This window comes from Pseudomonas sp. ArH3a (assembly GCF_022648765.1).
In the GTDB taxonomy this organism is placed as follows: Bacteria; Pseudomonadota; Gammaproteobacteria; order Pseudomonadales; family Pseudomonadaceae; genus Aquipseudomonas.
Map to the genome: position 1 here is coordinate 2,136,338 of NZ_CP080330.1, position 14,902 is coordinate 2,151,239.

The window sequence follows — 14,902 nt, forward strand, 5'->3', positions numbered from 1 at the left end:
AAGGGTTACTGAGAGTGTGGCTTGTGTACGGTGCTGCGCTGGTCGAGAAGTTTTTGTGGCAGAAACCGAGCCGAAACCGGGAAGCGTTGATCCGCGAGAACGTCCACCAGGTGGACACGGGTGCTGTCAGCCCCACTGGCCCAGTCGATGCCGATCCAACGGCGCTTCTTGATCACCTGCAACTCAGTCCAGGCGTTGTGGACAAGTTTTGGTGCCATGAATACGGGCACTTCCAATGCAAGGGTCAGGTGGCGAATACAACGATCGAACAACAGATCGGAATCCACCAGGTGTTCTGCCTCATGGCGTTGCAAGTAAGCGAAAGCAGCGTGTTGCATGCTGCTGCGGTAGTCATGAGTCTGTTGATCAAGGTTCATCACGCACGCTCCATTTCCATTTGGTCCAGCAGATCGGGTTGATCATTGGCGGTTTTCATTGCCTGGCGACGAATGACCACATCTGCAACCGGGAGGCGCACAGCCGGGTTAGGCATGCCGCTGGGGCTAAGCTCGTGGGTCATCTGAAATTCAGCACGCACCGCCCAGCCGCACGCTTCGTTGGTGCATTGCATGTAGGTGATGCGCAGGAAAATGTGTTGGCCTTCGCTGGTGCGGATGCGCATGCGGCTATGGCAATGGGGGCAAACCAGCTTGTAAGTACTCACTGTACGGTCCCCTTTGTGTGCAACAGGATCGTGGCAAGTACTTCGGAATGACGGGCCGACATGTACCGGTTATGAGCAGCAAGGATCGCCTCGGCTTCATCCGGTTCAATGACACCATCGTCCAGCGCCTTGGCTATGATCTGGTCGACCACGCCGCGCTTGGCAGCAGCGTTTACCGAGCGGTTGTAGAGATCGATGTTGTCCAGAGTCTCTGGCTTGGCCAGGGGGACAAACATGCCGCCGTACAGTGCGGCGATGTATTCCGGGAGGTGTGTGGTGCCCGCGTCCTGCTCCAGGCAGTGAATCTGCTCGTCGGTCAAAGGCCGGCTGCCGGCATTTTCGTAGATGTGGTTGTCGAACTTCTTGAGTTCGTACCCCAGGCGCGCAGCTGCGCACTCGCGGCCACCTTTGTAATCGTTGATCACCGCGCTCATTACCTGACGCTTTGTTGCTAGAACTGGGCGTTTCATCTTCTGGTTTCCCCTTGGAGCCAGAGGCCCTAGTTTGTAATCACGCCGTCTTTGATTCCGAGCAGAACGGCCGCGCGGTGAGCCTCACCACGCAAACATTTCTTCTGTCCGTTCAAAACCGCGTAGACCGTCGAAGGGTTGAATTCATTTTTTTCAGCCCAGTCTTTGGCCGAGATCCCGAGACGTGCGAGACGATCACGGGCCTCTTGGCATGCTTGCTCGATGGGGGATGCGTTCGGCATAGTCTCGTTTCGTGTGGTTTCGTGTGGTGATAGGGGAAGAATATTCAACATGCGTTGAATAGTCAACTCATTAAGGGGTCGTTTTGTTGAATATCGGTGAAAGGCTGAGAGAGGAGCGTGTCCGCTTGGGTTTCAATCAAGCGGATTTCGCCGCTATTGCGGGCGTGGCAAAGACCTCTCAGTTCAACTACGAAAAGGGCGACAGAAGCCCGGATGCGGAATACCTCGCCGCTGTGGCGGAGAGAGGTGTGGACATTCTTTATGTGGTCATTGGTCAGCGACTACCTGTTGCAGAGCCAACGTTGTCTGCTGACGAAGTTGAGATGGTTGAACACGTAAGGGCACTGGACGATGACGACAAAGGCGCCGTGAAAAGGCTTCTGCGTGCGTTCAATCAAAAATAATAGGGATGTAGGAATGAACCAAGGAATCAAGGTCTCGGCATGTATCGGTCTGCTGTTTTTCTCTGTAAGCGTGCTTGCAGATGCCAAAGTGCACTCGGTTTCGAGTAAAGATTTCGGCGATGCTTGGCCGTTCACTGTCGACAGCGTCGATCTTATGTGTGACGGCCCAGCACCCAAAGCATTGGCAAGAACCTCTGACGGGACCGTCTACGCGCTAAATGGAAGTGCTCGCAGCATCGCCAAGACGCGCGGGTGGGCTGATGGGCGTGACATTACAAAGCCGAGCCCTACTATGCAGACTGTAAAGATGGACTACAGCAACATTGTCCAGATCGCGCAGGAGCTATGTCCGCAGCCCTGATCTTTTGTCAAAAAGTACTTCTTAGGCCGGTGACACACCCCGCACGCGCTGAAAATTGCTCGCTCCTTCGGGTGCTTTGGTTGGCACCTAGGTTGGTGCCGGGCACCCGGATGTGTTGAAGGGAGTGACACATGTTGGTGAGCAACAATGAGCAAGGCAAGCAGTCGGAGAACGTTGAGTTTGCAACGCTGAGTCAACGTGAAAAGCTGGTTTTGCAGATGTTCAGACAAATGAGTCTGCAACAGCAAAAGGATATTTTGCGTTTTTTTGATGTGATATTAAGCGCGGTATAACTGAGGAACCCGGCAATGTCGGGTTTTTTGTTCTGGTTTCAGAGCGGGCTTTATACGCTGGCCGCCTGCATCTTCTTCCACTCTCGATCCACTGCCCGCTTGGCTGTTTTTTCACTAGCATAAAGCCACCGCAACCGCCTCGGCTTCGCCTGATCCCCCGCCATAATTGTTTTTTCCTTCCCTGTTTTTGCGTCGCGGTAGTACGCGATGATTCCCGTGTAATCACCTTTGTTCTCTTCCGCCAGGTCCTCAACGTTATCCTCCGGTAGTTTGCTTTCCAGCTCCAGGCTCACCGTGTATCCACCGTCTGCGCTCAGGCTGTGTTGCACGTTGCCGCCATACCAGATGATTTCGTCGATTTCCTCCTTCACACCCTGGAGTGTGTACGTCAGCTCGGGGATCAGGTCTGGCCGGCCCATGGCCAGGTTGTAGCTGAGCGTGGCGCTGCCTCGTTGCAGCCGCCGGAATTCCGCCCGGGCGGCACGCAGGGCCGACTGCTGGTCGCTGTACGTGTGTCGCAGATCCTTGAGGTTGTCGCCGCCGCCGGCAATAGCCTCCTGTTTTTTTGCACTGTTCACGTCGTAGTAATAGGCGCGCACCCCGTCGTAGCTATCGCGGTCGGCTTGCAGGTAGCGATGTTGGTCACCGTCGGCGCGTGTGAGGGTGATGTGCGGTAGGTCCAGGCCGCTGGCCGTCTTGCCGCCACCCGCCGGCAGGCACAGTAGACAACCCGCTTTCACGCTGGCCACCGCGTCGAACTCCTCGCCCAGGCGGCTGATCAGGTTGGCGTCGGACTCGTTGGCCTGGTCGAGCTGCAGGATGGGCAACCCGTCGAGGGCGCCTGCGATGGTTGCGGTCAGACCGTTGCCGATGGCGATATCGCCCAGGACGTCGCCGAGTGTGGTGTTGCTCCAGCTACGTTCCCGTTTGGTCTTCAGGCCCTTGCGCAGGTCTGCCGATCGAGCGCGAATGCTGAGTACGTCCGGCGCGCCGCTGTGCTCGGTTTCGTCGACGGTGTACGTGCCCTTGTCCACCAGTCCGGTGTCGCTCCAACCCAGCCACAACCGCAACACCGCGCCCTTCGGTGGGATAGCCAGCATGCCGTCGTGGTCGCTAAGGGTGATGCTGAGTTGGTCTGCCTCGACGCCGCGGTTGTCGGTCAGCTCCAGGCCCATGAGGCGCGGGCTGATTAGTTGTGCGATATCCAGCCCGTCGACCGTGAGTCTGAAAGCAGGCACGGGGTAGGCTGCGTCACGAACGTACCGCTCGGCCGTGCTGCGCACGTAGCCGGTGACCTTGGAGATTACTGATTCGATCACAGCAGGCCTCGCAGGATGTTGACGCCAATGCTGGTACCGGCGCCGAGCAGATCGATGCGGTCATCATCGGTGCGCTTCAGGCTCAGGGTGAATTCAATACGCCGTGGCGTGCCGTCACGGAAAAATAGGGTTTTGTTTTCGCTCAGACTCTCGATCACCCACAGGCCGTAGATACGGCCACTGCCTTCAACCATGGGCCATGCCTTGCCAGTGTTCGCCATCAGGCGCAGAGCGTCGAGGCTGAGAGCGCTACCGGCCAGCTCGGGGAGGATGATGCCAGGGAGGGTGATAGCGTCCTCGCCACGGCCGACGAACTGCCGTGCAGGAGCTGCGCCGAACCGGTTGTTGCTGGCATGGCGCCAATCGGTTTGGCGTTGCAGCTCCTGGTAAGCGGCGGTGGAGAGGCTGAACACGAACATGCCGAGAGCCATCATCATGGTGGTTATTCCAGGTCAGAAAGTTTGCTGCGCTGACGCGCTTTTTTTTCGTTTTCGATACGGGCCATCATGGTTCGCAGGGTCTTCTCCAGGCTTTGCATATCGGTGCCAGGCCCTGCTGTTATGGTGAATTCGTAGGTGTCGTGGCTATCGTAAACGGCTGCTGCGGGCGCGCTGCTGATGGGCGGCGTGTTATCCACGGCAAACGCCGGCATAGCGGTCGCGCCCAAAGCCAGGGTGCTTGCGGCAGCCATCTGTTTGCTCACGCTGGTCAGGGCGTCCAGCGGGCCTTTCTGCCCGCCTTCCAGCCCCTGGGTCAGCCCCGCCATGGTGAACCCGCCCAGCTCCGCAAACACCCGGGACGGGCTGTGGATGCCGAGCTTTTCCTTGAACCAACCGATGCTGGCGTCTCCGATCGAGCCGATGGCGTCTTTGACGGCGCCGATTCCAGAGGTGAGGCCATTGATCAAACCGTTGATGATCATGCCGCCGAACTCAGTGAATTTCCCCGGCAGTTCCACACCGAAGTAACTCATGACTCCGGTGAAGGCCTGGTAAAACAAGCCGAGCGGGCTGAAGTTAGCAATCAGTTGAAGGATTCCAGACAGGCCTTGATCAAAGCTGGTCTTAATACTTGTCCACAAATTGGCGGCGCCAGTAGCGAGTGAAACGATGCTCTGAACCAGTGTGACGATCATGTTGCCGATAGCTGCCCCGAACCGTTGCCCCATTGACTGAGCGGCGCCGCCGACGTCCTCGACCGGCTTCAGTAGGTCACTGAACCACCCAATCAACCCGCTGATGCCGTTGGATATCATGTTGAATAGAGGTTGTGCGATGCTGCCGAGCAGCCTTAACGCAGTGCCTACACCTGGTATGGCATAGGCGGCTTTCGCCAGGTTGCCCAGTAGTTCGCCGAACTTATTGAATCCGGTGAGCACTGGTTGCAGTGCAGCGGAAAGCCCCTGCCAAAAACCGATGAAGAAACCCTTTATCGGTTTCCAGTATTTGTAAACAAGGAACCCGGCAGCGACCAGTCCTGCAATTGCTGCCATCAACCAGCCAATGGGTGTAGCGAGGATCCCTGTGCCGATTGAGCTGATAGCACTGATCAGTGTGGTGGCGAATAACCGGGCTCCTTGCGCCAACATGGGGAACGCGTTACGAGCCAAGCCGGTCAGCGTTGGTAGCAGTTTTCCGAGCATCTTGGTGACGACGCCACCCTGTAGACCGAACATCGTCATACCGTAGCGGAGCACGGCGAACGGTCCGAGCATGCTAGCCATGGTCAATGCTAGAGCACCGAACACGAATGCAAGTGCGGTAATCGCGCCCACCACCTTGACCAAACCACCGGCCAATTTTGGGTTCTCTCTGGCCCATGTGCCTACGCTGTTTGCGACTTCGCCCAGGGTGTTGATCAGGCTCTTGAGTTCTGGCGCTACAGCCGCGCCAAACTCTGCCATGGCGTTGGTAAAGCTGCCCTGGGCAGCCTCCATGACGTTGGTTAGCGTGCTGAGTTGCTCGTTGACACGGGTTCGCAGGTCGGCCTGGGTTTGCAGCTTCTGCTGGACTTCCTGATAGCCGGCCAACCCCTTGTTCATCATCGTGTTCAGGGTTGTCATAGTTTCCGCGTCATCACCAAAAAGCTTGCTGATGACGGCAGTGCGGTCGGTATCGTTCAGCACTTTCAGCTTTTCGACCTGTGCGTACAGATTTTCAAGTCCCGCAAAGTTGCCTTGGTCATCAGTGAACTTAAGCGATACGCCTTTACTTGAACCGGCTGCGAGCTTATTAGCGTTGTCGACTTTGCTTTGATTTAGCCCAGCCTGGAAGATTTTTCGGAAGGCGTTACCTGCTGAACCACCTTCCATCCCTGCCTGGTCCATCATGATTAACAGCGGCGCCAGTTCCTTGGCTGCTTCGATCCCAGATTTCTTGATGGTATCCATGACCGGAGCGATCTTGCTGAACCCCTGGAGCATGTTGTCTGGATCAACGCCGGCATAAAACCCACGCTGAATGGTGTCCATCAGCCCCATCATGTCCTTTTCGGAGGTGCGGGTAGCGTCCTGCATCTTGGCAGCGAATTCGGCCGCAGCTGTTACTGGCATCTTCAGTTGAACGCCCAAGTACGCTGCCGCTTCGCCGGTGCCGCCGAGTATGCTTTGCGCACTCAGGCCTTGGCGTCTGAGCATGGTCATCATGTTCTGGAAGTCGGCTGTCGTACCTGGCAAGCGGTCGCCCAGCTTGGTGGCCAGGTCGGTGATTTTCTGGAAGTCCTCCGAGACCTTCCCAGTGTCATCCATCATCGACACCTTGAGCTGTGTAGCGGAATCCTCGTTGGGTGCGAATGAATTAACTACTGCAGCAAGGGGCCGGCTCGCTGCATAGCCTACGCCCAGGCCTGCGGCCCCACCCATGGCGAGTCGTCCAGCAGCTTGCTGACTACGGCTAAGACGTTCGCTCGCCTGCGCGCTAGCACGCTGACGCCGTGTCAGTTCTTGAAGCCGTCGCTGTTGCTCTGCAATCTCAGCATTCGCCCGAGCCATATCAGCGCGTAACTGTGCGCTGTGCTGTCCAAGATTGCGCGTGCTGATCCCGGCAGCCTGAAGGCTCTGACGCATTGTTTGAAGTTGACGGGTCTGGGCGGTCTCTTGGTCTTTTAGTCGTTGTAGAGCAGTGCGCGCACGGTCAAAGTCCCGCTGCATGGCGCGGGTTGGGTTTTGCGTTTGTGACAGTGCGCGCCCCAGTTCTTGGGTGCGCTGTTGAGCCGCTTGAAGCTCGGTTCGGGTCGAACTCAAGCCCTGCTTTAGCTCGCGGAAACCGTTGATTTGTTTCTGCGACTCGTTGAGGCCTTTCAACCGATCCCTTGCCGCTTTGAGAGCTTGCGCAGCCACGGTGGATTGCCGCTGAATGCTGCGCAGTGGGGCTGTGACGCGGTCAATGGCGTTCAGAATCAGCTGTAGCCGCAGATCATTTGCCATCGGTGGAACTCCGCACCCTGGCGCGCTCGCGCCAGTCCATCAGTTCTTGCAGGCCCAACTGATCCATGTCAGCCGGTGCCCAGTGAAAAACCACGGCCAAGTCGGCCATGGCGTCCTCTACGCAACGAGGGATGTGTCCGTCTTCATCGATTTCTGTAGCAAAAAACCAGACACCTTGGTGCCGAGCGCGAACAGATCGGCGGGGTCCATTGACGTGACTTCGACGGCGGTGAGGGTAGGACTGCTAATGCGCGGTACCACTTTGACCAGGCTGTTGACGTCCATCTGCAACAGATCGGACAGGCTCACGCCCCGCAGCTCACCCGAGTTGGGCTTGCGCAGCGTGATGCTGTCAATGGTGGTGGTGCCACGGCGGATTGGCGTATCGAGGATGACGGTGTTGTCTTCGGCCAGTGGTTGAACGTCAGGTTGTTCGGTAGCTGAGGCTTTCATGGGTAAAGCTCCTGGTGATGGTCAAGGGTGTCATGTCGCGGGTGGGCTATCAGATGCCCAGGGCGTTGCGCTGTTTTTCCAGCATGTCGACGCCGCCGACCTTCTCGATGAAGTTGAGCAGGTCGATTTCGATGATTTCTTCGTTGTCGACGGTCAGCTTGTAGTACGTGCAGGTGGTGGTGACGGAGTGCTCGGTGTCTTCACCAGGTGTGGCGTCACCCATTTCGATGGTTTCGTGACGGCCGCGCACGGAGATTTCCACTGCGCTTGTCTCTCCGGTGTCGTCCTGCTCGTACGAACCTGCGAAGCGCAGAGCAACGCCCGATGCATTGACCGCGCCGAATTGCTTGAGCACGATGAGATCGAGCCCGCCGAGTTTCCATTCCAGCTGGATACCGTCGTCGGACATGCCCAGGTCAGCCTTAACCGGGCCATTCATACCAGCAGCGCGATAGGACTCCATCTTGCGGCCCAAGGCCGGCAAGGTGATGGTCTTGACTATGCCTCTGTAGTTGCTGCCGTCGTTGAACAGCATCATGTTTTTCAGTTTGCGAGGAAGGGCCATAGCGGTTTTCTCCGGGGTTATGGCACAGGGTTGACTCCCCTCACGGGGAGGCCCGGTTTAAGCGTTAACGGCGGCGGCGAACTGCATCAGGTAACGGTCGGTGATGCGCTGACGCAGCGTGAGGTTTTCTAGGGGCGGCACGGGCGTGTAGTCGTAGTCGAGTGTCAACATGCCGGCCTTGAGGGTGTCTTTGTCGTTGATGTCTTCCGGGTACCAGCAACTGCCACCGATTAGGTAGCCCTTGGCGACCAGTTCGCGGAACTTGGCGTTGATGCCGGCGATAAGGTCTTTGACCAGGGACGCGTGCATGTCCTTGTCCATGGCCCACATATGGGCTTCGGCCATGGTGTCGGCGAGGATCTGTGAGGTTCGGGTGTAGTTTTCGAACGCGAATAGCGGGTCGTCGCTACAGGTGCGACTACCCCAGAAACGGAAGCCATTTTCATTGATGAGGGTGGTGACTTCGTTGCTGTTGAGATAGTTGGCGTCGGTGGCCGGGTTTTGTAGATCCCAGAACACGTCAGCACTGATGCCGGTCACGCCGTTGACCGCAACGTTGGACAACGTTTTCTGCCATCCAGTCTCTTGGTCGATCTTGGCCCGCAGGCCCAATGCACGAGCAATGGCCGACGCGGTGACGGTCTTGTTGGTGACGGTGTCCCAGTTTTGGAACTCCGGCCAGATCACCATGACTTCGCGGGCGCCGAAGTTCTCGCGGTAGGCGACCACTTCTTCCTTGGTTTTGCAGCCGAACGCACTGACGTAGGCAAAGGCGCGTAGATCCTTGGCAACCGATACCAGGGCAGTGGCTACCGGCAAACTATCGAGGCCTGGCACACCAAGGATGCGCGGCGTCATACCCACGCGGGCCTTGGCAGCGAGCAGGGCTTTCATGCCGGTGTACTTGCCGTCAGCAGTGGTGGTGCCGATCAGGGCGCTGGTGGTGGTGGCTTCGTCTTCGCCTTCCTTGACCCGCACCACGATGGTGTAGGGCTTGGTCTGGTCCGCAATGGCTTGCAGGCTAGTCGCCAGGGTGCCTTTGACGCCGGCTTTGCCGATGGCGGCCTGAACGCTGGTCAGTAGGACGGGCGTATCGAACGGGAACATAAGTGGGTCCGCATCGTCAGCCGTGCAAACCAGGCCGATGACAGCGGTGGGGATGGTGCGAATGGGGCGGGTGCCGTCGTTGAGTTCGAGAACCCGCACGCCGTGGAGATAATCGGCCATGGGTGGTTGCCTGCGCTGTGATGGAATGACAGTGCACAGGCTGCCGCGCGCGCGCCGGTTGGGCGAGCGCGGCGGGTTGTAAGAGGACGATGTACAGGTGTGCGCTGATTACCCGAGATGATCTGCAAGCCAAACCGGTTCATCCGGTCTGTATTCAGCCGCCGGGAAGTGCTCTGATTCAGGCCAGTTACGCAGGTCTTGCCGGTAGCCTTGCAACTGCTTGTACTGCTCGGCTGTGAGGGTCGTAGGTCGCTCGGCCTCCACCTCATCACGGTGCCGCGAGATCAACGGGTCCGTGAGCAGTAACACCCTGTCGCGAATGGCTCGCTCGCGGTTTTTCAGCTCATCCACCGTAGGCCCAGGCGCAGGCGCAATACTCGGGCGCCCTTTTTTGTCAGGTACGAGGACTGAGCCACCCATTGCGAGCACGCGGTAGATCTCGCCGTGTTCCTTCTGAGAAACATCGACAAGTTCTGCCTCAGGCGGAAGCAAGCACCCTGGATTAGGCACCACGATAAAAGGAATCTCTGCTTTCATATCCGGCACTTCAATCAAGGGGGCTACCGCATCCATATCAGGGGCCAAGTGAGTTTCAGGGACTGACTCATCATCTGGACTCCACAAAGGGTTCGCCACCTGGATATTTGGCCGCGTCCAATCCGGATCTGGCACTAATATGTTTGGCCGCGTCCAGCTTGGGTCTGGCACTTCGATAGTACGAGTGCCGTGAAAAACCTCATTGAAAAACGTATTTTGTTTTGAACTATAAAATATCTTCATTTGTTAGAACCCCCTGGCCTCTACGACTACCACCATCCCCGTTTGAAGTACTGCGGCAAACTCCTCTAATCGAATCGTGCAACCTGTAGTAGTAGCGCCAAAATATGACGCTACCGAAGCACACCCGGTCTGACCGTTTGGCATTTTTAAAGTGATTTTCGCGTTGAGAAACTGGTTAGGGAACTGAAACGGCCACGTAATATTAATTAGTACTGTCGACGGGTGGTCCCCTTGCGTGTACTCAAGCCACTGGATTATTTCCCCCGTGTCAGGGTTTTTACTCCAGCCATTTGGCGCAAGTAGTGCAGTGCTTTTTGGCCTGTTACCCGCATGCCAGATCGTATGGGCAACATTCCCCATCGACCAACCGCCAATCTTTAATTGACTGTCAACATCCAGCCCGAACATCACCCCGAAACTACCTGGGCGATGAAAGCTCATAACCGCCGAAGACGCAGCATCGCCACCGTTGACTTGAAATGCACCCGCCCCTGATGCGATAGAGGCAATAGCCGGAAACCCGTTTGACATAAATGAAGGGTTTGACCCAGATGGAACATTCTGACCAAGTTTAAGGCAAGCATCAGGGGTGAAATTATTTGCGCACCAAATAAGGCCCATGTCCGAGGTATCAACCGTAAGCTTTACCCCGTTAGGCGTGTGACCAAGATAAATCTTGTTAGTGCTCTGCCCAATACCGCCACCCTGCTGGACTGGCGTATATCCCAAGCGAGTTTGCAACATACAAAAAGCGCCATCACTATCACGCTGCATGTACGGCGCATTTAAATCGCCACCACTAAGCCCTGCAACTGTGATGCGGTCGCGAAGAACCCTGTAGCCAGTCTGCTGATCAGATTCGGCCCGGGAGTAGGTTTCGCCCTTTGGGTAGGTATTTGTTTTGTCTGCTTTCGTATCGGGGTTAAAATTTCCTGCATTCCAAATAACACTACCAAACACAAAGGCTGATCTGTTCGGCAAGTTAAAAAGAATTGGGGTCGAATCAACTCCATCACACCGAGCAAAAACTCTTAAGTTTTTATTGTATATATCGAAAGATGCTTCAGAGCTTGGAGTCTTCCAGCCGAACTCCGGGGAGTCCTCCTGACCACTGTTTAAAATCAGCGAACCCGTCAGCGTGGCGCCAGTTTTTGCCACCACCCCGCTGATTGCATTAGCAAGTGCGGTCTTTGTTACACCGTCAGTGATGCCGCTATCTGCCAGTGTTTCCGGGTTTGAACCCTCAGTCACGCGGCCATACTTGTTCACGGTCACACTGCGATAGGTGCCATCCGCCACTCCAGTTCTTCCAGTGACCTTCTCAAAAACCAGATTAGTGGTGCCCAGGACGATAGGTGCAGTCGTAACAAGCTGCCACCCCGACCCGCCGTGTATCTCGCCTTCTTCAACCACAAAAGAAAGCCCCGGCGTCACCTTGGCGCTCGAATTCGCATCAAACGAACGTGCCCATGGCCCGCTGGCCACAACCCAAATGCCATTGTCCTTGGCCGCCGTTTGGCCGACTACCCCGACTCTATCGCCTGCAACAACTGCAATAGCCCCGATTTGCTGCGCACCGGCCAACACAATGTTCTGAGTCGCTACCACACGAACAGACTGCTTGTGGTCAAGCTTGGCCAGGGCCTCAATAACAGAAACGTCCACGTACTCGCGTGTTGCCAGCACCACGCTTGGATCAATCTTCAACTCGATGTTCGCCGTGTTGCTAACGATCAGGTTGATTCGAATGACCTGGGTGCGACCTGAACCTTGGGCAATCAGTGGCTTGTATGTGGGGGCGCAGTTGGCAACTGCGACCATGTCACCGTCTTTGTCATACAGGGCGAGTTCACGCACCCACCAGCCGCCGACACTATCGGGGATGACCTGTTCAGCGATGATCACATTGGCGTTAGTGGGATCGACCTTCAGCTGATTCAACGGCGCCCGTCGGCGCTCGTTGATCAGTTTGGTTTGTGCGCTATTGGGAACGGGGTTGGTGTCGTTGGCATCGCCCACGCCCATTTGGGCAAACGTCCATGGCGTACCAAGGGCATTAGCATTGGCCTGCTTGGCTCGGCCGATGTCGGTGAGGATTGCGAAGAACTGGCTGTTTTGGTCGGTCATGAGTAAATGTCCATCGTGTCGATATGATGTTCGCGGCCACCGACGCCAATCACACCGCTGACGTCAATGTCGCGCTGCATGGGTGGGTAAACGCTGAGTTCGTCGCCTTCGTACACGCAGGCCCCGATAAACACGTTGCCGGTGGTTTCCAGGCTGATGGCCAGGCCTGTGAGGTGACGGGTGAGTGGCTTGGCGTCATCGATCAGCCATGTCAGCTCCTGGTACATTTCTTCGGTGATACCGGTGTCCAGCACGCCGACCTTCAAGGCGAAGGTAGCGGGCACTCCCTCGGGCATGGTTTGCCACCACTCCATCACCTCGATCAGGTAGCCCAGCGGCTCGACCACCCGGCGCAGGGCACCGATGGTGCCTTTGTGGGCGTGGATGTACCGGGATGAGCGGCAGGCTGCGCGCTTGGTGGCTTCGCTCCAGTTGCTATCCCACCGGTCAACGGAGAAGGCCCAGGCCAGGTAGGGCAGCACCGGTAACGGGCAGGTGTCTGGGTTGCTTAGTTGCCGCAGTGGGATCGGTACCCGCTGAATCTGCGCGAGTGCTTGCGCGGCCTGGCGCTCAAGCTGCGTGGAGTTGCCTGGCAGCAGTTGCTGGGCGCTCATTACTCGGCACCCCGCGTAACGGTAACGCCAGTGCAGTAGGGCGCTTGTTCCTTGGTGGCGACGATGTTGACCCAGTCTTCTAGTTCAACTTTGCGCACACCTTCGACGAATAGCGCGGCGTGCAGGGCGGATTCCGACACTTCCATTGCCAGGCGCCGACGCTGTTTGACGTACGCGAGCAGGCGTTGCTCAGCGGCAGCAAGGATGGGTTCCGACTCGGGGCCGCTGGTCAGCAAATACAACTTAGCTTTGACCTGGTAGTGAATGACCTGCGCACTCTGGACGGTCAAGCGATCACCCACGGGCCTGCGGTCATCGTCGCTCAGGTACGCCTTGACTGCGGCGATCAGGTCTGGCGGCGCAGTGCCGTCGCCGAGCAACGATTGCACGGTAACCACAGCCACGGCAGGGGACGGACTTTCAGCTGTGGCGTCGGCAACGCGACCATCCGCCCCTCGGGAGTGGAAAATGTAGCTGTTGCGCGGGCCTGCGGTGCTCAGCCCTTCCCAGGACATCTGAGCCCGCTCGCGCAAGCTGTCGTCGCTCTCCATCAACCGAGCTACGGGTGGGATTGCCTGGGGTTTGGCTTCCTGAACCACCAGGCGCTTGACGTTGAAGTTAGCTGCCAGCTGATCCAAATCGGAGCCTTTGGCGAAGGCCAGCAGGTTCGCTATCGACGCCTCATTGACCCGCTGACGCCAGATCATTTCCCGGTAGGCGTTCTCCTGCAGCAGCTTGGTCAGTGGCTCTGATTCCAGTTCGAGGCGTGCGGCGATCTGCGGCTGTTCTTCGATCGGCCAGAGGCTGATCGTGTAGGCCTTGCGCTCGGCCAGAATAATTTCGAAGTCGATCTGTTCGACGATCTGCGGCGCGGGGAGCTGGCTGAGGTCAATCGCGGCAAAGGCGTTCATACACTTCCTCCCAGTTGCAGCGGAATGCTCAAGCTGAACGGTTCGTTGCTGTCGACGACGCTGCCCTCTACGTCCAGCACCGACTCCCCTTGCAGGTTGGCACCGAGGAACTGCACACGGCTGAGGCTTACACGTGGCTCCCAGCGCATCAGTGCCATGACGGTGCCCGAATACACCCGAAGTCGGGTGACATCGTTGAACGGGTGGTCCACCAACTCGGGCAACAGGCTGCCGTATTCGCGGCGCGCGATACGTGTGCCGATGCGGGTGGTGAGGATGTCGGTCATGGACTGGGCGATGTGGTCCAGAGTGCCGATGGCGCCGCCGGTTTGTCGGTTCATTCTGGTTTCCCCGTCTTGCCGTTGCCTGGCATCACGCCGCCGTGGGGGTGGTTGACCAGACTGATGCCGGCGGCGACTACATCTTTGGAGACGGTCACAAGGCCGACCACGTTCTGGTTGCCGGTTTGGTTGTAGTCGCCCTGGTGATTGATGGGGCCGATGATATTGATGCCGCCCTTGCTGACGATGCTGGTGGTGCCGCTGTCGGGCAGGGTGGCATTCAGGTGGTGGGCGACGCTGTCGTACTCAATCACCGTGCCGTCGGCGTAGGTTCGGCGGTGCAGGCCGGCACGGTCGCCGTTGGCCGGAATGTTGTCGCTGGGAATCCCGGCGATGACGAAGCCGTTGGCGAGCTGGCCGGAAGGACTGAACAGAACCACTTGTTCGTCGACTGTTGGCGGATCCCACTCCTGATCAGCGCCTGCGCGCAGGGTGACCCACGGCAGCCAGGCGGTGGTCAATGTTCCGGTTTTAACCTGCACGCGTGGGGGCACCATCTGCACGGCGGCGATGACGCCGAAGCGGATGAGGTTTTCGAGCATGCGGGCGAGGGCGGCGAAGTCGTTCATGGCGCCGATGGTGGCGTTGCGTGTGCGCGAGCGCAGCAGTTTCATCTTGTAAGAGCGGAGGTTACAGATGAGGGCTTCTGCGATAGGGTACCGAATTGAAAAACAGCTCCCAACAGTGACGGAATTCAAGGAACGAAA

The 14,902-nt window shown here is 57.6% G+C and carries 20 protein-coding genes; 3 read left to right on the top strand and 17 right to left on the bottom strand.

Annotated features, from left to right (window positions below):
- Positions 1-5 precede the first annotated feature (5 nt).
- Genes K0P33_RS09640 through K0P33_RS09655 form a run of 4 tightly spaced genes read right to left on the bottom strand, consistent with a single transcriptional unit; the run spans position 6 to position 1,376 of the window.
- On the bottom strand, positions 6-377 hold the full coding sequence (locus tag K0P33_RS09640; protein WP_242154997.1) for a hypothetical protein: 372 nt from the start codon (positions 375-377) through the stop codon (positions 6-8).
- Positions 377-664: an ogr/Delta-like zinc finger family protein gene (locus K0P33_RS09645; protein WP_242154998.1), complete on the bottom strand. Its 288-nt coding sequence runs from the start codon at positions 662-664 to the stop codon at positions 377-379. Before K0P33_RS09645 ends, K0P33_RS09640 begins: the two co-directional genes overlap by 1 nt.
- A complete protein-coding gene (locus K0P33_RS09650) occupies positions 661-1,134 on the bottom strand; it encodes a YmfL family putative regulatory protein (protein ID WP_201142774.1) in 474 nt (157 codons plus the stop codon). Before K0P33_RS09650 ends, K0P33_RS09645 begins: the two co-directional genes overlap by 4 nt.
- A gap of 29 nt (positions 1,135-1,163) precedes the next feature.
- Entirely contained in the window at positions 1,164-1,376 is a 213-nt protein-coding gene (locus K0P33_RS09655; RefSeq protein WP_092231667.1) for a DNA-binding protein, read from the bottom strand.
- An 86-nt stretch (positions 1,377-1,462) separates the two neighbouring features.
- On the opposite strand from K0P33_RS09655, the gene K0P33_RS09660 reads away from it, so the two are divergent.
- The 3 genes from K0P33_RS09660 to K0P33_RS09670 all read left to right on the top strand — a co-directional run bounded on the left by K0P33_RS09660 (position 1,463) and on the right by K0P33_RS09670 (position 2,434).
- Positions 1,463-1,780: a helix-turn-helix transcriptional regulator gene (locus tag K0P33_RS09660; protein ID WP_242154999.1), complete on the top strand. Its 318-nt coding sequence runs from the start codon at positions 1,463-1,465 to the stop codon at positions 1,778-1,780.
- Positions 1,781-1,793: 13 nt separating this feature from the next.
- Positions 1,794-2,141 (top strand): DUF2511 domain-containing protein, encoded by a 348-nt coding sequence (locus K0P33_RS09665; RefSeq protein ID WP_242155000.1) that lies wholly within the window; start codon positions 1,794-1,796, stop codon positions 2,139-2,141.
- Between the two features lie 131 nt (positions 2,142-2,272).
- The gene (locus K0P33_RS09670) at positions 2,273-2,434 is read left to right on the top strand and encodes a hypothetical protein (protein ID WP_242155001.1); all 162 of its coding nucleotides are present in this window, start codon (positions 2,273-2,275) and stop codon (positions 2,432-2,434) included.
- 50 nt (positions 2,435-2,484) lie between these two features.
- Here the strand turns inward: K0P33_RS09670 and K0P33_RS09675 are convergent, their stop codons facing one another.
- From K0P33_RS09675 to K0P33_RS09735, 13 genes are all read right to left on the bottom strand, one after another.
- Positions 2,485-3,753, bottom strand: coding sequence for a phage late control D family protein (locus tag K0P33_RS09675; protein ID WP_242155002.1), 1,269 nt, complete (start codon positions 3,751-3,753; stop codon positions 2,485-2,487).
- Positions 3,750-4,190 (bottom strand): phage tail protein, encoded by a 441-nt coding sequence (locus K0P33_RS09680; protein ID WP_242155003.1) that lies wholly within the window; start codon positions 4,188-4,190, stop codon positions 3,750-3,752. Before K0P33_RS09680 ends, K0P33_RS09675 begins: the two co-directional genes overlap by 4 nt.
- A gap of 5 nt (positions 4,191-4,195) precedes the next feature.
- Entirely contained in the window at positions 4,196-7,177 is a 2,982-nt protein-coding gene (locus K0P33_RS09685) for a phage tail tape measure protein (protein ID WP_242155004.1), read from the bottom strand.
- Positions 7,167-7,286, bottom strand: coding sequence for a GpE family phage tail protein (locus K0P33_RS09690; RefSeq protein ID WP_017477242.1), 120 nt, complete (start codon positions 7,284-7,286; stop codon positions 7,167-7,169). The genes K0P33_RS09685 and K0P33_RS09690 overlap by 11 nt, the downstream gene beginning before the upstream one ends.
- An 8-nt stretch (positions 7,287-7,294) precedes the next feature.
- Positions 7,295-7,630: a phage tail assembly protein gene (locus K0P33_RS09695; protein WP_242155005.1), complete on the bottom strand. Its 336-nt coding sequence runs from the start codon at positions 7,628-7,630 to the stop codon at positions 7,295-7,297.
- A gap of 49 nt (positions 7,631-7,679) precedes the next feature.
- Positions 7,680-8,195, bottom strand: a complete 516-nt coding sequence (locus tag K0P33_RS09700; protein ID WP_242155006.1) for a phage major tail tube protein — start codon at positions 8,193-8,195, stop codon at positions 7,680-7,682.
- 57 nt (positions 8,196-8,252) lie between these two features.
- Positions 8,253-9,422 carry a phage tail sheath protein gene (locus tag K0P33_RS09705; protein WP_242155007.1) on the bottom strand — a complete coding sequence of 390 codons (1,170 nt, stop codon included), beginning with the start codon at positions 9,420-9,422 and terminating at the stop codon, positions 8,253-8,255.
- A 108-nt stretch (positions 9,423-9,530) separates the two neighbouring features.
- On the bottom strand, positions 9,531-10,202 hold the full coding sequence (locus K0P33_RS09710) for a phage tail assembly chaperone (RefSeq protein WP_242155008.1): 672 nt from the start codon (positions 10,200-10,202) through the stop codon (positions 9,531-9,533).
- 3 nt (positions 10,203-10,205) lie between these two features.
- Positions 10,206-12,329 (bottom strand): phage tail protein, encoded by a 2,124-nt coding sequence (locus K0P33_RS09715; protein WP_242155009.1) that lies wholly within the window; start codon positions 12,327-12,329, stop codon positions 10,206-10,208.
- Positions 12,326-12,943 carry a phage tail protein I gene (locus K0P33_RS09720; RefSeq protein WP_242155010.1) on the bottom strand — a complete coding sequence of 206 codons (618 nt, stop codon included), beginning with the start codon at positions 12,941-12,943 and terminating at the stop codon, positions 12,326-12,328. The genes K0P33_RS09715 and K0P33_RS09720 overlap by 4 nt, the downstream gene beginning before the upstream one ends.
- The gene (locus K0P33_RS09725) at positions 12,943-13,854 is read right to left on the bottom strand and encodes a baseplate J/gp47 family protein (RefSeq protein WP_242155011.1); all 912 of its coding nucleotides are present in this window, start codon (positions 13,852-13,854) and stop codon (positions 12,943-12,945) included. The genes K0P33_RS09720 and K0P33_RS09725 overlap by 1 nt, the downstream gene beginning before the upstream one ends.
- Complete coding sequence (locus tag K0P33_RS09730) at positions 13,851-14,195, bottom strand: GPW/gp25 family protein (RefSeq protein WP_242155012.1); 345 nt, start codon at positions 14,193-14,195, stop codon at positions 13,851-13,853. The genes K0P33_RS09725 and K0P33_RS09730 overlap by 4 nt, the downstream gene beginning before the upstream one ends.
- Positions 14,192-14,764, bottom strand: a complete 573-nt coding sequence (locus K0P33_RS09735; RefSeq protein WP_242156025.1) for a phage baseplate assembly protein V — start codon at positions 14,762-14,764, stop codon at positions 14,192-14,194. The genes K0P33_RS09730 and K0P33_RS09735 overlap by 4 nt, the downstream gene beginning before the upstream one ends.
- Positions 14,765-14,902 lie beyond the last annotated feature (138 nt).